This is a genomic window from Saccharothrix espanaensis DSM 44229, from assembly GCF_000328705.1.
In the GTDB taxonomy this organism is placed as follows: domain Bacteria; phylum Actinomycetota; class Actinomycetes; order Mycobacteriales; family Pseudonocardiaceae; genus Actinosynnema; species Actinosynnema espanaense.
The window spans coordinates 2,190,763-2,210,859 of the sequence record NC_019673.1; the positions used below are offsets into that span (position 1 = coordinate 2,190,763).

Here is a 20,097-nt window from a genome sequence, read left to right on the forward strand (position 1 = left end):
CACCGTGGCAGATGGGAACTGAAGGACTCCTGTAGAGGCCTGAAGCGGATTTCAGGGACAGGAGGCGGCGACTGCGCCATGGTGGAGGCATGCGGGTACTGGTGGTGGAGGACGATCGGCGCATGGCCGGACTGCTCGTCCGCGGATTTGTCGCCGAGAATTTTGCGGTCGATGTGGAATACAACGGCTCCGACGGCCTGTGGCGGGCGACGGAGCACGCCTATGACGTGATCGTGCTGGACGTGATGCTCCCGGGCCTGAACGGATATCGCGTGTGTGCACGACTGCGGGCCGCCGGGGTGTGGACACCGATCCTCATGCTCACGGCCAAGGACGGCGAACTGGACGAGACCGAGGGCCTGGACACCGGCGCCGACGACTACCTGACCAAGCCGTTCTCCTACCCGGTGCTGGTCGCCCGACTGCGAGCGCTCGTACGCCGCGGCGGCACCGCCCGCCCTGCCGTGCTGCGGGCGGGGGACCTGGAGCTGGACCCGGCCGCACGCACCTGCCGCCGCGGCCACGAGGCCATCGCGCTGACCGCCAAGGAGTTCGCGGTGCTGGAGCACCTGCTCCGCCGCCGGGACCAGGTGGTGACCAAATCCGAGATCATCGCCGGGGTGTGGGACGAGGCCCGCGAACCGGACCCGAACCTGGTCGAGGTCTACATCAGCACCCTGCGCCGCAAGATCGACGCACCGTTCCACCGACACACCATCACCACAGTCCGCGGCGTCGGCTACCGCATAGACAACCACCAGGGAGGGTCCGCGTGAGCCGACAGGCGCCGTCGTCGCGTGGGCTGCGTCGGCGCGTGACCATGATCGCCACCGCCGTGACCGCCATCCCGGTCCTCGCGGTGGCCGCGCTCGCCGCCGTCTTCCTCAAGACCCAGGCAATGCGGTTCGATAACGCGCCGGTGATCAATATCGGCATCTGCGTGGAAGTGTGGGCGACGGAGGAGGATCCGAAGAAAATGCCCACAGGTGTCTGCGCTCTCCACGACGGTGTCGTGGAGATGGACTGGAGAGAAGTCGGCAGCCTGACTTCCAACAGGATCACCTACAAGGACAGAGTCACTGCCATCCGTGCCTCCTACCACTCGACCGCGTTGATTCCGCAGCTGTCGCTCTGGCCCTTCAACGAGCCCGAAAGAATGACCTACCGGGCGGTCACGGACACAGGTATGGCTTCTGACCCGCTTCCCCTCTCCGGGATACCCGGAGCCGGCATTCCGAAGGGGAAATACCTACCCGCGTTCTCCGAGGTAGAGCAGGATGCGGCGAAGCGCCGTGCCCTGCTCGCGCAACCGCAACGGACCCTCAACCTCCGGGTGTTCTCCCTGGCGAGTGGAGCGTTGTTGCTGATCGGTCTGTTCGGATGCGTGGTGCGTATCGCGGTCGGCCGGGTGTTGCGGCCGGTGGAGGCCATCCGGCGCGAGATGGCCGACATCACCGAGCACGACCTGTCCCGCCGCGTCCCCGTACCTCGTGCCCGCAACGAGATCGCGGGGTTGGCCACCACGGTCAACGCGACACTGGACCGACTGGAGGTCGCCGTGGAGGACAACCGGCGCTTCGTCGCCGACGCCTCCCACGAACTGCGCAGCCCGATCGCCGCGCTGCGCGCCGAGTTGGAGATCGCCACCGCCCACCCCGGCCTGACCGACTGGCCCGCCGTGGTCGACGCGGCCCTGGCCGACACCGACCGCCTGCAACAACTGGCCACCGACCTGCTCCTGCTCGCCCGCCTCGACCACACCCCCACCGCAGGCCACGAGGCGACTGTCGACCTCACCGCCCTCGTCCACGACCACACCGCGCGCCGTCGCACCCGGCACACCTTGATCACCGACCTGCCCGACCACCCGATCCCCGTACGTGGCAACCGCGCCCTGCTCGACCGCCTGCTGGGCAACCTGCTCGACAACGCCGAACGCCACGCCACCACGACCATCCACATCAGCCTGACCACCACCGACCACCACGTGGTCCTCGAAGTCCGAGACGACGGCCCCGGCATTCCACCCGAAGACCGCGAACGCGTCTTCGACCGCTTTACCCGCCTCGACCACTCCCGCACCCGAGACACCGGCGGCACCGGACTCGGGCTACCCATCGCCCGACGGATCGCCACCGCCCATCACAGCACCCTCCACGCCACCGACGGTCCCGCCGCCGGCGGTGCACGACTCGTCGCCGTTCTCCCGCTCCAGCCACACGGCACCCTGCGGAACACCGATTCCGACGCGGATCGTGCGCCAGCGCCACCGTCCGCGGAACGGGGTACTGGTCGAGGCCCGAACGGTCGCCGGTGATGAAGACACGAGGACAGTCACTTCGGGTGATGATGACGCTGGCCGTCACCACAGTGGTCGCCGTGCCCCTATTCGCCGCCGCCGCCGTCGCCGTGATGTTCCTGCGCGCGCAGGCGGAAAGCTACGACTCGGCACCGGTCCGCCGGAACGCGTTGTGCGTCGGGGGAGTCATCGCGGACTCGGTGCTCCACGACGTGCACCTGCCCGGCAGTCAGACAGGCGATGCGCCACGTGCTTCCTACGGTCACCGATGCGAACTCGGTGCCCACGCCCTGGCGACACGCCCCACGAGATCGGGCGACGTGGTCGTACGGGAACTCCCGGACGCCGACAAGGTCTTGATCAGTGTCGCGAGCTACGACTCGACAGCCTATGTTCCGGTTCTGTCGATCTGGCCCTTCACCGACCCGGACGACACCGACTACAGGATCGTGCGGGATTCCGGCGAGACACTAACCTCCTACTTTCCCTTGCAGCCGGAAGACGCCGAGGCGATCGCGGAAGCGCAACGCACCCTCAGCCAGCGGGTGCTGATGCTGGCCGGTGGGTTCATCGGACTGTGCGCGCTGGTCGGCGGAGCCGTGTGGACGGCGACCGGACGTCTGCTGCGCCCTGTAGAGGCAATCCGACGAGAACTGGCCGAAATCACCGATAGCGACCTCGCCCGCCGGGTGCCGACGCCACGAGGACGCACAGAACTCACGAGACTGGCGGAAGCCGTGAACGCGACGCTCGACAGACTGCAGGTCGCGGCGGAGGACAACCGACGGTTCGTCGCTGACGCCTCCCACGAACTGCGCAGCCCGATCGCCGCGCTGCGCGCCGAGTTGGAGATCGCCACCGCCCACCCCCGTCAAGCCGACTGGCCCGCGGTCGTCGACGCCGCCCTGGTCGATACCGAACGCCTGCAACACCTCGCCGGCGACCTGCTCCTGCTCGCCCGCCTCGACCACACCACCACCATCGCCACCGCGGGCGCCGCCGGCGAGATCATCGACCTGATCACCCTGGTCCGCGACCACACCGCCCGCCGTCGGAGCCGCCACGTCGTCACCGTCGACCTGCCCGAACGCCCGGCGCGGGTGCACGGCCGCCGCGCTTTGCTGGAGCGCCTGCTGGGCAACCTGCTCGACAACGCCGAACGCCACGCCACCACAACCATCACCGTCCACGTGGCCGTCGCCGACGACCACGTGGCCCTGGAGGTACTCGACGACGGCCCTGGCATCCCATCGAAAGACCGCGAACGCGTCTTCGACCGCTTCACCCGCTTGGACGACGCCCGCACCCGCGACACAGGCGGCACCGGACTCGGCCTGCCCATCGCCCGACGGATCGCCACCGCCCACATGGCGACCCTCCACGCCACCGATCACCCCAACGGTGGAGCGCACCTGATCGCCACGTTCCCCGCAGCAGCGTAGAAGCCTGGCTAGTGGTTAACCGGTTCGACCTGACCGGGAATCACGGGCGCATTCTCGAAGCCTTTCGGCTACCTGTCGGCCGATGTGCGAGCTGTACTCTCTTCTGCGCGTAGAGCGCCGGAAGCGCGTGTGAGATCGATGTGGCACAGGTCGACCACCGACTCGACTGCGTCGGCTGGCACCGGGGCAGGCCACCTGCTCGATGAGCAACGGCAAGCGGTCACGTGCAAGGGAATCGCGTTACTCGCTGCGGGGCTTGCTGTCGATACTCTGGTTGCGAGTGGCGCGTATGGCCCATGTTGGTGGACCAGGGCAGAACCGTTTCCGACTTGCCCGGCCGATGCTTCGGGCCGGGCGAGTCGGGGGCTTGGTCAGAGTTCGGCTCGGGGTGGGAAGTCGTTGACGGCGTCGGCGAGGTATTGGGCGAGTTGGTTGTGGTAGGTGTCGTTGGGTGTGCCGTTGGTGAGGTATTGGGGTGCCAGTTGGTTGGGGTTTGTGGTGTCTCGGACGGCGGCGTCGTAGTCGACGACGTGGTCGGCGTCGTAGTCGGTCGAGTTGGCGAGTAGCGCTTGGTTGAGGTTGCGTCGGTGGGTTTCCCTCGGGTCGTTGGCGGCGAGGCCCAGTGGCGGGATGGTGGTGAGGATGACGTGCACCCGTGAGCCGTCGGTCCGGTTGTGGCGTTTGAGGCCGTTGGCGCGTTCGGTGCTGATCAGTCGGGTGAGGTTCGCGCTCACCTCGGGGGCTGACGCGCCGTTGAGGATGTCGGTGGCGCCCGCTGCCACGAGGATGGTGCGGACGTTGGGTGCGCTGAAGGCGGATCGGTAGGTGTCGATCGCGGAGTTGCCGGCTGAGGATGCGCCCAGGTCGGGCAGGCTGTTGTTCTGTTGCGTCTGCCGGATGTCCGCGGTGCTCAAGGTGCGTTGGTGGGCGCGGACGTCGGCGATGGAGCCGTTGAAGTAGTCGGTGTGGTTGTTGGCGTAGCGGGCGCGGCCGATGGTGAAGGGGCCGTTGGTGGGGAACGTGGTGACGTTGGTAGCGGTTCCTTCGAGGTTGCCGTTGACGTAGAGGCGTGCGGTGCGGGTGGTGGCGTCGTAGGTGGCGGCGAGGTGGGTCCAGGTGTTCGGGACCGGTTCGTTGGTGGAATAGGCGCGCCAGTAGTCGTGTTGGAGTGTGTCCTGTCCGTGGATGCTCAGCGCCCAGCGGCGTTGTTGCGTGTTGTACTGGAGGAAGAACGTGCTTCCGGTGACACCGTCCTGGCTGACGATGGTCTGGTAGGTGTCGAGGGAGGCGATTTTGGCCCAAGCGGTGACGCTGAAGCTCGTGGAGGTGTCGAGGACCTTCCCCGCGGTCTGCAGGTAGGCGTTGGTGCCGTTGAGGGCGACGGAGCCGTTGTGGTCGGTGCTCCAGGTGGTGCCGCCGTGGGTGGTGGCCGTGTTGGTGCCGACGGCGTCTCGGGCGGTGGTGCCGGTGCCGTCGTCGAGGCGCCAGCGGGCGGTGTCGGGGATGCCTGCGCGGCTGGCGTTGACCAGGCCGCCGGGCAGGGTGGCGCCGACGCCGGCGAGCTTGCCGGGCAGGTGGTCGACCCAGGTGTTGCGTTGGGTGGTGCCGGGTGGCGCGGTGGCGGTGAGGTGGTCGCCGAGGACGACGATCGTGCCCTGGCTGGTGTCCGGTGTGGACACGTCGACGCCGGTGACGAAGTAGCTGCCGTTCAGGGTTGTGGTGAACGGTGTGCCGTTGGTGTTGGTCACGGTGTTGCCGGCGGCGAGGTAGGTGGGCGCGGTGGCGTTGGCGTGTACGGGGGCGAGGGTGGTGGCGTTGGGCAGGTGGAGGCTGACGACGAGGTTGCCGTTGCCACCGCTCGGGGACGTGACCGGGTCGCTGTACGCCTCGCCTCCGGCGGGGATCGTGACCGATGATCCGCCTGAGAAGGTGAGTGTGGTGGGTGTGGTCGTGGCGGAGTCGGTTCCGGTCTGGGCCGCGAGGGTGGCGGCGCCAATCGTGACGGGGGCGGGGTTGAGCGCGTTGGACAGCTTCACCCGCGCTTGGCCACCGGTGACGGTCGGGTGCAGGACCGTGCGCAGGGTCTTGTTGCCGAAGCCGTGCCCGCCGGGAGGGACGACCGCGGCGTCGACCGGTGCCACCCACGTTCCGATCCACCCGGTGTCGACGGGGCGGGGTGCCATGGCGAGGACGTGGAGTTCGGTGTCGCAGTCGCGGTCGAGCAGGGTGCTGCCGTAGATGGGCAGGGTGATCGACTTGATGGTGCGGGTGGGATCCGCCGGCAGGAAGATCGGCGTGATCACCGGTTGGTACTGCGGCTCTTTGACCAGCTGGTAGTTGCGGTAGGACAGGGTGATGCCCGTGGGGTTGTCCGGGATGGGCTTGACCCAGTCGCCGAGCTCGGGGAACAGCGGGTTGGTGGCGGTGCCGTCGGTGTAGGTGATGGTGCCGTGCCGTTCCGGCGTGGTGCCGCAGGTGCTCAGCGCCAGCAGCCCGACGGCCGCTGCCTTGACCTGTTGCGCGGCGGGGAACGGGATGGTCTGGCCAACGGCGACGACGTGGTCGTTGCCGGTGGTGGTATTGGCTGTGGGCATGGTGAATGCCGCGCCGCCGATCATGACGGTGTTGCCAGGCGCGAGTCCGGCGGCGGCCAGGGTTTGCGCGGACAGGGAGCTGCCCGCTGCGCCGAAGTTGCCGTTGACGCCGTCGTCGGCGATGCCGTCGTTGTTCATGGCGTCGGTGAAGCTGGAGGCTGTGACGTTGTTGATCGGTTGGATGGTCAGGTAGTCCAGACCGATCAGGTACTTGGGTGCGGCGGACGCCGGGTTGGCGTCGATCACCTTGAAGGTGATGGTGTGGTTGCCCGGGGTCAGGTGGGTGCCGCCGAGCCCGACGTAGGTATTGATCATGTTGGGGTCGTAGCCGTCGACGGGGGTGGTGTCGGTCTTGCCGATCACGGTGTCGTCGATGCTGACGGTGAACTTGCCGCGGTTGTTGTTCTTGACCATGCCGAGTCCGACGGCGTAATCGGCTTCGATCGGCGTGGTGACGGTGAAGCTGATCGACTGGCCGGTGTTGTCGGCCTCGAACCGCTTCATGGCGCTGCTGTTCCACACCGGGTTGCCCCAGTGGCTCAGGGGCTTGTCCTGGGCCGTCACGGCGAGGGCCTCGAAGTCGAGCTTCACGGTCGGGGAGAGGTCGATGTAGTCGAGCCCCACCTTGAACGTCGTTGCCGTTGAGCCAGCCTTCTTGGTGATCTTCACGGCCAGTTCGTGCGGGCCGGCCGCGAGGCGGACGCCGGCGAGTTGCAGGTCGACGCGGGTCGGCTGGGTGCCAGCCGAGGTGAACATGTTGCCGACTTGCCGGCCGTCGAGCTCGAACTCGGCGTTGTCCGGCAGGGCCGCGCTGTCGATCAGGCCCGCGTCGAGGTTGTAGTCACCGGTGGTCGGCACGGTGAACGGGAACCGGATGCGGTCGGTGCTGCCGCTGGTCGACGCGGTGGCGGTGACGTACTTGCCGCCGGAGGCGACCGGGTCGGTAGTCACGGTGCCGGGGACGGTGCCGGTCGGAGTGATGTTCTCCGCCTCGATCCGCTGCACGGGAACCGGCGTGACGTAGGAGGGTGCGACGTAGAAGGTGTAGGCCTGCGACCGGGGCGAGAGTTTGTGGGCGTCGTCGAAGCTGCGCACGTGCACGGTGTGGTAGCCGGGGCTCATGCCGGCGGGCAGGGTGATGGTGGCCTTGCCGCCGTTGTTGGCGGCCCAGCCCCCTGTGGTGCCGAACGTGCGGTTGTAGTCGCAGTCGTTGGCCGCGGGCACCACCTCGGTCCCGGCACCGGTGAAGGTGTACGTGAAGCCGACGATGTTCGCGGCACCATTGGCGTCGAAGGTGAAGGTGCCGGGCAGGTTCTGCGGGCGGCCCCAGTAGCCGGCGGGGTAGTCGGCGCTGCTGATCGTCGGGGCGGCGGTGATCGGGTCGGGCCGGGCGGTGAAGTAGGACCAGTTCGAGTAGAAGCCGGCCCACAGGTCCTTGTTCGGGTCACTGGGGAACTTGTTTTGCACCGACACCCTGTAGGCGTAGTCGCCGTTGGGCAGCGCGTTGTTGGTGATCCACGCGCCCTGACTGCCGGAGGAGATCACGGTCGGCGGGGAGGAGCCCGTGTTGGCCTTCAACGTGAGGCCGTCGGAGGTCCACACCTCGTAGTACAGGCCCAACGGGAGCGGGTCGGGGTTGTTGTCCGTGGCGGTCGCGTACAGCGTCGGCTTCGCGGACGCGGTGACGACCTTGCCGCCGCAGTTCACCCCGTCGCCGACCCACAGGCCGGTCGCCGGGTTGGGTGGGAACGCGTACAGCACGTCAAGATAGGGGTTGTTGGCGAACTTCTTCCACTGGTTGCGGTTGCCCTCGTCGGGCGAGCGGAGGCCGACGTGCAGGTAGTCCCAGTTGTGCTCGATGATGCCGGACACAGGAGACCAGGCGTTGAACTCCAACTTGCCCGCGCCGCCGCAGTCCTCGCCGGCGCGGGACCACTGGGTGTCGATCGGGCCACCGTTCGGGCCGGGCCAGCGGGTGTTCCAGTCGAACGCGTCGGTCTGGTACAGCGAGACGGGGTAGTCGGTGTTGCACGAGGTGCCGTGCTTCTGCATCGCGTAGACTGCGGCGCTGAACACCTTGGGTTCACGACCGTTGCGCTCGCGCAGCTCGTTGGTGGTGAAGCGGAAGAACGAGCGGGCGACCCAGCTGCCATCGCAGTTGGTCCAGTTGCCGCACAGGCCGACTTGGGCGTCCATGTTCGCGTTCCAGTAGTGCCAGCCACTGCTGGTGACCTCGGCCCACCCGTCGTGGTAGCGGGACATCAGCGGGTCGATGTAGACCGGGTACTGGACATCCTCACCACGCAGCGCCTCGTCGTCGGGACTGATGGTGAGTTCCGCGGTCGTCGACGCCCCGTTGTCGACAGTGGTGGCGACGATGTCCAATGTGGACACCTTGCCGCCGCCGGGGTCGGTGGCGGTTGGCGCCGGGCCGCGTTTCTCGTCCCGGGTCGAGTCCCACATGATCGGCGTGGAGCCCTGGAAGACCACCTTGCCGCTGTCGTCCGTCGCGCTGAGGACGTCGTCGGCACTGATCAGGTTGAGACCGTCGGTCGCGGCGTGCAGCGTGAACGACGACAGCGCGGGATTCGCGGCGGCCTGTTCGTTCTTGACGACCAGCACCTCCGAGTACCCGGTGCTGTTCGCCGTGAGCTGCAGGTCCACTCCCGGCAGTACTTCCGGATAGATCGCGCTGGATCCGTCGACCGTCGGGGCGGGCAGCGGTGTCGGCCAGCTGAGCGAGAACTCCTTGCCGTCTTCCCGCATCGTCACCAGCGGCGTGGTGCCGCCGCCGGAGAAGGCCACGTCGATCGGAATGGCGGCCGGCGTGAGCGTACCGTCGGCCGCGGTGGAGAGGTTCGTGTCGACGTCGTGCCAGGCGCCGTCCTTGTTGGCGCGCACCGGCTTCGCGTGGGACCGCAGGGTGAGCGTGCCGTCCGGGTTGGCCAGGACCGTGCTGGTCTCGGTGAGCTTGTCCTCCACCGGCACCGATACACCGGTGCGCTGCGCCTCGCCGAGCGCGCTCTTCTCCTGCGTGGTGCGGACGTCCGCCGGTGAAGGCTGGTCGGCCGACGCTGTCGGTTCCGGCTCGGCGATCGCGGCGGGCGCCATCCCGACGAGGGTCTGAGCGGCGAGAGCGCACGCGGTCAGTGCCGCGACCACGAAAGATCTTTTACGCATGGCGAAGCCAGAAAGTATTGGACGCACGAATCCCCCGGGTAGTTCCACAACTCGGCCTGATCAGGTTGGAGCAGACGTTAGCCACGCTCGCTAGCTGCGGAAAGGCGAACTAAGTGTGACAAGCAACACACCAGAGGCGGTAACGTCGGCGACTCATGACCGGCACCTGAAAAATCTTCAGGAGTTGCTCCGGATGAGACTTCCGGAGTGGTCGCCGATGGCTTACTGTTCCGCTCGCCGTGGCCGATCATGGTTCTGTTTCAGGGGGGCTTGAGACATGCTCGAGGGCAGTTCCGTGCGCACGTCCACTATGGACAGATCTCGCCCGAGGCGACGCAGACGCGTGGGGGCCGTGCTCCTGTCGTTCGCGGTCGCGACCTCGCTCGCGGTGGGGCTCACCTCCGACCTCGTCCGCACGGTCGCACAGCCGGTCGCGGAGCAGGTGAAACCGATTCCGCACTCCGAGGTGGCCCCGCCACGCGAGGAACCCGCCGCCGAACCGGCCGCCTTCGAAGCGACCGATGCGACCTGGCCCAGCGCGGGCAGGGCAACGGTGTTCGCAGGCGCGTCCCCGCGACGCGTGGGCGACCTCCCCGTGACGATCGCGCTCGGGGCGGGCGAGAAGCCGGTCGAAGTGGAGATCGTCGACCAGGCCGCCGCGCAACGGGCCGGTGTCACCGGCGTCGTGCTCTCAGTAACGGCTCCGAAAGACGCGGACGGCACGATGTCCGTGGGTCTGGACTACTCCGGCTTCCGCAACGCCATCGGTGGTGAGTTCGGCTCCCGGCTCCGCTTGGAGCGACTTCCCGAGTGTGCGCTGACGACCCCCGAAGTGCCGCAGTGCCAGGTCCGCACGCCGGTGCCGTCGCAGAACGACCCCGACGCGCGGACAGTGACCGCGCGCCTGGCCGCAGCGCCCGTGGTGCTGGCCGCCACCGCCGAAGGCGGAGGGCCGAACGGCACCTACGAGGCTTCCGCGCTGTCCCCGTCGGGCACTTGGTCGGTTTCCGGTAGCTCGGGCACTTTCGGCTGGTCGTACCCCATCGAACTGCCGACCACGTCCTATGGCACGGCGGTGGCCCCAGGCGTGGCCTTGTCCTACAGCTCGTCCACCGTGGACGGGCGGACGATGGCGACAAACAACCAGTCGTCGTGGATCGGCCAGGGCTGGGATTACTCGCCGGGGTCGATCGAGCGCACCTATCGGACCTGCGCCTCGGACACGACACTGCCGCAAGCGCAGCAGACCGGGGACCTCTGCTGGGCGGGGCAAGTCGTCACGATGAATCTTGGCGGCCAGGCAGCGGACCTCGTCTATGAGGAAGCCACCAACACCTGGAAGTTCGCCGCCGACGACGGCGCGCGGATCGAACTGCTCACGGGCGCGTCCAATGGTGTGAACAGCGGCGAGTACTGGAAGGTCACCAACACCGCCGGGGTGAGCTACTACTTCGGCCGCAACCGGGGGCCCGGCTACACCAACCAGGAGCAGACGAACTCAGCGTGGACCGTTCCCGTGTACGGGCCGCGGTCGGGCGACAAGTGCTACAACGCCAACGGGTTTGCCTCCTCTTGGTGTATGCAGGCATGGCGCTGGAACCTCGACTTCGTCGAAGACGCCCTTGGCAACGTCACCTCGTACTACTACACGCCGGAGACCAATCACTACGGTGCCAACATGCAGACCACAGGTGTCGCCTACACCCGTGGCGGTCTGCTCAAGCGCACCGACTACGGCCTGCGCAACGTGAATGGTTCGATCTACGGCGGGGTGGTGCCGAACCAGGTCGTGTTCGACCTAGCTGAACGCTGCCAGCCCAGCGCCCAGTTCGGCTGCGACCCGGCGCAGTTCACTGCGGCCAACGCCAAGTACTGGCCTGACGTCCCGCAGGACCAGGAGTGCAAGGCGGGTTCACCGTGCAACGTGCACTCGCCGTCGTACTGGTCGGCCAAGCGCCTGACCACCATCACCACCCAGTACAACCAGGGATCAGGTCCGGTCAAGGTCGACGAGTACCGTCTGGCCCATCGTTTCCCCGACGCGCTCGACACGGTCAAGGAGCTGCTTCTCTCCTCGATCACCCGCAAGGGTTTCAAGGACGGCACGTCGATTGAACTGCCGCCGGTCACGTTCTCCTACCAGTCGTTGGACAATCGCGTCGTCGGGTACCGCAGCGATTCCGCCATGGCGCACAAACGCCTGACCGAGATCCAGACCGATACAGGCGCTGCCATCCGGGTAACCTACAGCGCACCCGACTGCACGAGCACCAGCGTCCCGACCGACCTGGCGAACAACACACGTCGCTGCTACCCGGTGTTCTGGACCCTGCCGTTCAACCAGGACCCGACGCTCGACTACTTCCACAAGTACCTGGTGGAGCGAGTGGAGGTGCAGGACCTCGGTCGACACCAACTGCCCGAGGACCGGAGGACGACTTCGCCGACCCAGGTAACCTCGTACACCTACCTCGGCACGCCTGCCTGGCACCACGATGACTTCGAGATCGTCCGTCCCGAACACCGCACCTACGGCCAGTTCCGCGGATACGCCAAGGTCGAGAAGCGGACCGGCAACACCGCCCACCAATACAACAACGTCCCCGACAAGCAGACGCTGATCCGGACGACGTACTTCCGGGGCATGGACGGCGACACCATGCCGAACAACGGGAACCGGCCGGCGGCCGTAGCGAACTCGCTCGGCGAATCAGTGACCGACCACGAGAAGCTCGCCGGCACCGCCTTCGAAGAGGAGCTGTTCGACGGACACGGCGGCCCACGCATCTCCACCACCGTCACCGAACCGACGATCGTGGCAACCACGGCAACCAGAGCCCGTACGGGACTCCCCCCGCTGACCGCGACCATCGTGGCCGAGACCCGCAAGCGGACGATCACCCACATCGTGGGCGGCGGCACTCGGACCGTGACTGTCGCCAGCCGTTACGACGGCGTCGGCCGTCTGACCAACCGCACGGAGTCCGGCACCGGCGTGCCGGACCTGTGCACCCGTACGACCTACGCTGACAACACCACCACCTGGGTGCGTGACCGAGTCGCGGAAAGGGTGGTGTCCCAGCAGGCGTGCCCGGCCGACGGTATCGCCCAGTCGTCGCTCCTCGGTTCCACGCGCTCTTACTTCGACCAACAGACCAGCCTCGGGCAGGTGGTTGTCGGCAACGCAACCCGTACCGACGGCGCGACTGCCAACACCAACGACCAACTCACCTTCGCCACCCTCCGGACAGTCTCCTACGACGTGGCCGGACGTATCCTCACCACGACGGACGCGCTCCAGCGGACCACCAGTTCCGCCTACACGCAGAGTTCCAGCGGCGTGCTCACCAAAACGGTGACCACCAACGCCAAGAACCAGACCAGCACCGTCGAGGTCGACCCCGCACGCGGCAAGCCCACCGGCACCATCGATGTCGGAGGGCGACGCACCGACGTTGCCTACGACGCGCTGGGTCGGGTTGTCGAGGTCTGGAAGCCGGGGCAGTTCCGGCGTGACAGCGGTGGGTCGCCCGCGATCACCTACGAGTACCTGTTCCGCACGAACGGGCCGCTCGCCGTGACGACCAAAACCCTCGTCGACTACCGCGACGGCACCAACTACGTCACCAAGATCGACCTGTTCGACGCCTTCGGCCAAGTGCGCAGAACCCAGTCCGACGCCCTCGACGGCAGCGTGAACCGAGTAGTCAAGGACACGTACTACGACTCCCACGGCTGGGTGCAACGCACCCACAACCGCTTCGTCCTGGCCGGCGCGCCGAACACATCCCTGTCCGAGGTCAACGACTCGGAGGTCGACGACCGCACCGTCACCGAGTACGACGGGGCCGGACGTGCCGTCCTGGCCACTGCGTACGACGGACTGACGTCGACCTGGAAGACCAGGACCGTCCACGGCGGCGACCGGACCACGGTGTTCCCGCCCGACGGCGCGGTCACCAGGACCACCATCACCGACGCCCGCGGTCGCGACGTCGAAACACGTGACTACACCGCGCAGCCGACCATCAACGGCAACACCGTCACCGGTGGCACGTTCCAGTCCGTCACCCGCGAGTACGGCCCGCTCGGGCTGCTGAAGAAGGTCCAGGACCAGGTCGGCAACCACTGGACGTTCACCTATGACTTCCTGGGCCGCAAGACCGGCCAGGTCGATCCGGACGCCGGCACGTCGAGCACCACCTACGACCTGGCCGGCCAGGTACTGACCACGACCAACGCCCGCAATCAGGTTCTGGCCTTCATCTACGACGAGTTGGGTCGCAGGATCGGTGAGTTCGCCGACTCGACGTCGGGAACGAGGCTCGCTTCGTGGACCTATGACAACGCGATCAACGGTGTCGGCATGCCGGGGTTCACCACCCGTCACACCCCGCAGGGCCTCTACCGGACCGGACCGAGCGAGTACAACGGCCAGGGCCTCGTCGCCAAGACGATCACCCAGGTCCCGGAGACTGGCCTGAACACCGTCTACACCACGCTGTACGGTTACACCTCGACCGGGCAACCCGTGTCGATCCAGCCGCCGTCAGCCGGTGGCCTGCCGGGCGAGACCATCCGCACCAAGTACAACAAGTACGGCCTGCCCGTCCTGACCGACGGAAGCAACGTCTACGTCTCCGGGTCCTCGTACACCGCCTTCGGCGAAACCAACCAGCTCTCACTTGGCGTGAACAGCAGCTCGGCGAAGCTGACCTACGGCTACGACCCGCAGACCCGGCGGCTCACCAGCACCAACTTCAGCGCACAGACCGCGAGTCCTCAACTCGACGACACCCGTTACAGCTACGACCCTGCGGGCAACGTCACCAAGTCCGTCAACACCCAGGGCGTCACCGGCCAGGCACCGGTCCGCACGCAGTGCTACAAGTACGACGCCCTGCGCCGCCTGTCCGACGCCTGGACCGCGACCGACGACTGCGCCGGCGCGCCGTCCACCACCGCTGGCCACACCAACATCGGCGGCGTCACCCCGTACTGGACGTCGTGGACATTCGAGCCCGGCGGACTGCGTTCCACCCAGACCCAACACGCGCTGCCCGGTGCTACCGGCGGCGACACCACCAGCACCTACGCCTACCCGACCAGCGGAGCTGCTCAACCGCACGCTCTGACCAGCACGACCACAACCAGCCCGTCCGGCTCGACGTCGGCAACGTACGGCTACGACCAGTCCGGCAACAACACCCGCCGCACTTTGTCCTCCGGCGAGCACACGCTCGCCTGGGATCGCGAGAACCACCTCGACACGGTCACGTCGCCGGGCGGAACGACGAAGTACATCTACGACGCCGACGGCAACCAGTTGGTGCGCCGAGACCCGGGCAAAACCACCGTCTACCTGCCCGGCCAGGAGTTCACCCGTGACTCCAGCGGCGTCGTCACCGCCACCCGCTACTACACCCACGGGGACAAGACGGTCGCTCTGCGCGCCAGTGGCACCAATCCCACCTACCTTGTCCCCGACCTGCACGGCACCAACTCACTCGCAATCCAGTCCGTGGGCTTCGCCGTCAGCCGCCGCACCTTCGACCCCTACGGCAACCAGCTCACCCCTGTCGCAGGACTGCCTTGGCCCGACCGCCACGGCTTCCTCGACAAACCCGTCAGCGAAGCCACCGGCCTGACAGACATCGGCGCCCGCAAATACGACCCCGCCACCGGCCGGTTCATCAGCGTCGACCCGATCCTCGACCTCGAGAACCCGCAACAGTGGACCGGCTACGTCTACGCCGAGAACAACCCCACCACCTACAGCGACCCCACAGGCTTGATCCGCCAGTGCGGAGTCGACGGCGCGGGCTGTGGATCACGCAATTACGACAAGTGCTGCGGACCGCCGTCCACGAAGCCGGTACTCGGAGGCGACGCACCCGCGGGGCGGTCTTCATCCGTAGGCGTTATTCAGGGTTATAAGGTCCCTGGGAAGCCCGGAGTCGATTTCAACCCCGAATTCTTGAGCTCGGGGCTGGATGCGAACACCCCTGGCGGAAAAACCCCGATCGTCAATGAATACGACGCGCGGTGGCGAACCGTATTTGCGCTTCGTGCGAAGTGCTCCGAGGCTATCGCTACAGGAAGTTCCGACTGTGACCTGAAGACCTACCACAGCCTCCAGGAGGACGAGGTAATCTTCGGGGAAGCTGCGCTCGCAAGCGCTCAGGGTGCATCCGATTCGGATGCGCTGATCTGGGCCATGGCGGCGGCCACGGGTGCCGGTATGGGGATGGGCAGCCTTCGGCCGGACGGAAATCAAGGTGCTTCCGCTGTGCATTCCAGCGGATTTTTCGGACGTCAATATCGAAACTTCTTCACTCACGATGGCGGCATGGTCCAGGTGACCGGCATTGTGGAAGTAAAAGTCGACTCTTCGGGAGCTCGGACGCTTCTCATTCGAGACATGGCCGTCTACAATGAGGTCGGGGCCAGGCCTCCTGGTCAGCTTGCAATGGTGGAGGCGACCAAGCATGTTCTGGCCGATGCGGCTGCGAAGCACGGGGTGCAGTACGTCACTTTTTCAGGCTTCCGCGTGAAGACTAACCGCACTCAGACTGTTACGTACGACATTCATGGCAATAGAGTTGGTGGGCGCAGATGAGGGTTGAAGATTTCTTTGGTGTCGACGTCGATCTGGACGAGGTGCTTCGATGGAAAGAGCAGGGTGCTGACATTGAGACGATCCTTCTGGGGCTGCGAAATATGGGGTGTAGCATGGTTGCTTGCATGTCTGTTTTCGATGCATCCGGGCTGATGCCTCTGTCCAAGGCCAAGATTGTCGTCCATAATTCCCGGACCTGGCGTGATCAGTATCCTGAGAACACCGCATTTCAGGAAGATTTGGGCGATATCCTCGATCGGATGGACGATGATGACCGTGATGTGAAGTAGCTGTTGGTTCGGTTCCATCGTCAATTTTCCCACAGTATTCACACTCGTCGAGTCGGTGCTCATTCGCAGGTGAGGGCAACTGAAATATTTGAGAAGTCCGGCAACTCTTGGCAGAGGAGTTGAGTGTTCAGTGGAATTGGCATGCTGGCCGGTGTGGAGGCGCTACGCGGGGTATACACCGCGCTGGTGGGTGTCGCAGCGTGGTATCTAGGGAGCCTGGTGGTTGCTTCGACGACAGGTTGCCATCGAGAGGCGCAACTTCTCGTCGAAGGGCCGGTCGAATCGTAGGTTCCCTCGCGGACTCCTTTACTCGGCCGCGTACACTAGGACACGACCTGGAAGAACAGGCCCGAGCACGGCGCTCAGTCATTTCACGACTGGGGGTGAAGGGGTCGCAGGTTCAAATCCTGTCGTCCCGACGGCCAAGAGGGTCTTCGCAGGTCAGCCAATGCGAAGGCCCTCTTTTTGTGATCTTGGGATGTTCGGACGGGTCAAGCACGCCGCTCAGCGACACCTTGACTCGTCAATTGGTGCTGGTTTCATCGGCTTTGCTGACCTGACCTGTTCAGATGCTGCTCCCTGTCAGGTCCTGGTCATGTTGTGGACTCCTTGACGGTGGTCTCTGAAGAGTCAAGTGCTCCTGCGCTACGAGTCCTGAGACGTGCGCGAAGCCTTTCACGAGTCCTCGTTTCGTCGGTTGATGGCCTGGCGGAGCGGCACCGGGGGCAGCAGTAAGGCCTACGTGGTGCCCTCTGGGGGTTGGTGCTCGTCGTTCGGTGGTGTCGACGACGGCCTAATTCTGCTCGTCATCAAGGCCGGTCGCTGCTCAACTGTGCTCCTGCGCCCTCGATCACGTCGCGGTCTGAGCCCGATCGCACAAACCGTTCCGGTTCGGCTGACCAGTGCTGGCAACTACGTCGAGCGGCGGGAAAGGAATCTGGCGCGATCAGGCTAGGACTGCACGCTCACTTGGGCGGTCTTTGGTTTAGTTGGCACGTGGTGGCGTGTCTACCGCAGCCGACGTGTCCGGTCAGGGCCGGGATGGTGGGGCGAGGGGAACGATTCCTGGCTTGCCCGGCGGCTGCTTCGGGCCGGGCGAGTCGGGGGCTTGGTCAGAGTTCGGCTCGGGGTGGGAAGTCGTTGACGGCGTCGGCGAGGTATTGGGCGAGTTGGTTGTGGTAGGTGTCGTTGGGTGTGCCGTTGGTGAGGTATTGGGGTGCCAGTTGGTTGGGGTTTGTGGTGTCTCGGACGGCGGCGTCGTAGTCGACGACGTGGTCGGCGTCGTAGTCGGTCGAGTTGGCGAGTAGCGCTTGGTTGAGGTTGCGTCGGTGGGTTTCCCTCGGGTCGTTGGCGGCGAGGCCCAGTGGCGGGATGGTGGTGAGGATGACGTGCACCCGTGAGCCGTCGGTCCGGTTGTGGCGTTTGAGGCCGTTGGCGCGTTCGGTGCTGATCAGTCGGGTGAGGTTCGCGCTCACCTCGGCACGGTCGCCCTGCGCGCCAGCGGCACCAACCTCACCTACCTTGTCTCCGACCTGCACCGCACCAACTCGCTCGCCGTCCAGTCGGTCGGCTTCGCGGTCAGCCGCCGCACCTTCGACCCGTACGGCAACGAGCTCACCCCAGCCCAAGGACTGCCCTGGCCCCGACCGCCACGGCTTCCTCGACAAACCCGTCAGCGAGACCACCGGCCTGACCGACATCGGCGCCCGCAAGTACGACGCCGTCACCGGTCGGTTCATCAGCGTCGACCCGATCCTCGACCTCGACAACCCGCAACAGTGGACCGGCTACGTCTACGCCGAGAACAACCCCACCACCTTCAGCGACCCCACCGGCCTGGCCACCTGGATGTGCCCCGACGGCCAATGCGGCGGCAAGAAGCCCGGCAACGGCCTGGGCTACGACCGCAGCGGCCCCCACCCATCGTCGCCCGCCCCGGCAGCAAAGGCGATCGCCCCGACCGCGCGCGGCGGATGCAACTTCGACACGTACGCCGGCAGGAACTCCTGCGCTGGCTCGGCCACCACCGCTTCCACGAACACCTACGCCCAGTGCCCGGGCTGCGGGCCGGGAATGACCCGCGAGAAGTTCCAGCTTCTCCTCGACGTCATCGGTCTCATTCCGGTGCTCGGGGAGGCGGCCGACGTCGCGAACTGCGGCGTCCACGCCCGCTACGGCGAACTCCTCGACGCGGGCATGTCCTGCTCCTCCGCCATCCCCCTCCTCGGCATCGCAGCCGGACTGGCCAAAATCGCGAAGAATGGGAAGAAGCTCGAAGAGACTTCGGACGCTGGCAAGGCAGCGGTCAAGTGCGCGAACAGTTTCACCGGTGACACGCGGGTCCTCATGGCCGACGGCAGCACCAAGCGCATCGACCAGATCAAGGTCGGCGACAATATCGCGAACAGCGAGCCCGAGAGTCAAGAAACAGAGCAGCACGGTGTGGTTGCCGTTCACGTCACCGACGCCGACAAGGACTACGTCGACCTTGTAATCGCCACTCCGCGTGGCGACCGGACGATCCGCACCACTGCCGATCACCCCTTCTGCAACGCCACCGCGCGTGAATGGGTGGACGCCGCCGAGCTTGGAGTGGGCCAACAGCTCAACACACCTGGCAACGGGCGTGCGACTATCCGGAGCGCATGCCGCTACAATGTCAACCTACGCACCTACAACCTAACGATCGACGCTGTCCACACGTACTACGTCGTAGCCGGTACCACGTCGATCCTGGTGCACAACGATGGAGATCTCGACCTCAATGGGAAGAGTCACCTAGTCTGGCAGAACGGGCCATATCGGATTGACATCGAAGGCGCGCCCAGTGGGGTGCAGATGCACTTTCAGGTGCAAATCAACGGTGTAAAGTCGAGCAAGGCCCCCAAGTACCACTTCAATCCTCAGACGGGCGAGTTCGATGGAATGCCGAAGAGTTTGAAGAAAGAACTGGCCAAGAAGTATCCAGATTTTGAAAAGGCTGTTGCCAAGGGTGTGGAGGTCTTCAAAAGGGCTGGAGGTTGCGGGTAACACTTCGAGCACGGGAATCGGAAAGAAATCGTCGGATTGATGGGATTGCGCGCGTGGTGAGTTTCAGTAAAGAGGCTATGATGCTGGCAGGTCCAGATTTCCTGCACAGTATCTCCGCTCAAGATGTGTACCCGCCCGCACGCTCCTTTCTCGAGGGCGGATGGGTGGTGGAGGGCGGCGCCGTTCTCCTTGTCCGCCTAAAGGGGTCGTATTTTGGTGACCGCTCCAAGTTTGGGAGCGTGACCAGCTACGAGCGTGCGGTCAACGGTCGGGCAATTCCGGACCTGGATATTGGAGTCGAAGGTGAAGAGCGCGTTCGAACTCTTTTGAGGCGAGGCGCCGCCTTCGCGTGGGAGGCATTGTTTGAAGCGAATCGCTCGCTGGCAGAAGTTCCGGTCGCTGCGTTGATTTCGACTTCTTCCGCCCTGATGGACCCGAGTATCGTTGCCGGAAACGTGACCTTTGTTTCAGGGAAGTCGCACGCCGATTTTGAGGAGAGTTTCGATACGGGTCAAGATGGGGTTGTAATCCTGCTGACGACGAAAGATTGCCGTGTTCCGCTCCCCGGCGAGGCTACCACTGAGTAGTTGCACGAGGTGGCCTCCAAGGTGGTCGGCAGGTGCAGTAAGACTCTTCGTGCTCG

At 65.8% G+C, this 20,097-nt stretch carries 9 protein-coding genes; 7 read left to right on the forward strand and 2 right to left on the reverse strand.

What is annotated here, in order from left to right; genetic code table 11:
- Window positions 1-89 precede the first annotated feature (89 nt).
- The 3 genes from BN6_RS10265 to BN6_RS41735 are packed head-to-tail and all read left to right on the forward strand — an operon-like array spanning window position 90 to window position 3,741.
- Window positions 90-776 carry a response regulator transcription factor gene (locus tag BN6_RS10265; protein WP_015099533.1) on the forward strand — a complete coding sequence of 229 codons (687 nt, stop codon included), beginning with the start codon at window positions 90-92 and terminating at the stop codon, window positions 774-776.
- A complete protein-coding gene (locus BN6_RS43465; protein WP_231905183.1) occupies window positions 773-2,317 on the forward strand; it encodes a sensor histidine kinase in 1,545 nt (514 codons plus the stop codon). Before BN6_RS10265 ends, BN6_RS43465 begins: the two co-directional genes overlap by 4 nt.
- Window positions 2,318-2,346: 29 nt before the next feature.
- Window positions 2,347-3,741 carry a sensor histidine kinase gene (locus BN6_RS41735; protein ID WP_015099535.1) on the forward strand — a complete coding sequence of 465 codons (1,395 nt, stop codon included), beginning with the start codon at window positions 2,347-2,349 and terminating at the stop codon, window positions 3,739-3,741.
- A gap of 371 nt (window positions 3,742-4,112) precedes the next feature.
- On the opposite strand, the gene BN6_RS49520 is transcribed toward BN6_RS41735, so the two are convergent.
- Window positions 4,113-9,497, reverse strand: coding sequence for a LamG-like jellyroll fold domain-containing protein (locus BN6_RS49520; protein WP_148302810.1), 5,385 nt, complete (start codon window positions 9,495-9,497; stop codon window positions 4,113-4,115).
- A 370-nt stretch (window positions 9,498-9,867) separates the two neighbouring features.
- On the opposite strand from BN6_RS49520, the gene BN6_RS10285 reads away from it, so the two are divergent.
- Entirely contained in the window at window positions 9,868-16,134 is a 6,267-nt protein-coding gene (locus tag BN6_RS10285; protein ID WP_158509366.1) for an RHS repeat domain-containing protein, read from the forward strand.
- A complete protein-coding gene (locus BN6_RS10290) occupies window positions 16,131-16,424 on the forward strand; it encodes a hypothetical protein (protein WP_041312514.1) in 294 nt (97 codons plus the stop codon). The genes BN6_RS10285 and BN6_RS10290 overlap by 4 nt, the downstream gene beginning before the upstream one ends.
- A gap of 1,112 nt (window positions 16,425-17,536) precedes the next feature.
- On the opposite strand, the gene BN6_RS45490 is transcribed toward BN6_RS10290, so the two are convergent.
- Window positions 17,537-17,899, reverse strand: a complete 363-nt coding sequence (locus BN6_RS45490) for an SGNH/GDSL hydrolase family protein (RefSeq protein WP_041312516.1) — start codon at window positions 17,897-17,899, stop codon at window positions 17,537-17,539.
- A gap of 46 nt (window positions 17,900-17,945) precedes the next feature.
- Here BN6_RS45490 and BN6_RS43470 point away from each other — a divergent pair, with 46 nt between their 5' ends.
- Together BN6_RS43470 and BN6_RS45495 are read left to right on the forward strand one after the other, a co-directional pair.
- Entirely contained in the window at window positions 17,946-19,454 is a 1,509-nt protein-coding gene (locus BN6_RS43470) for a polymorphic toxin-type HINT domain-containing protein (protein WP_158509367.1), read from the forward strand.
- A gap of 239 nt (window positions 19,455-19,693) precedes the next feature.
- Window positions 19,694-20,041: a hypothetical protein gene (locus BN6_RS45495; RefSeq protein WP_148302812.1), complete on the forward strand. Its 348-nt coding sequence runs from the start codon at window positions 19,694-19,696 to the stop codon at window positions 20,039-20,041.
- The last annotated feature ends 56 nt before the right edge of the window (window positions 20,042-20,097 follow it).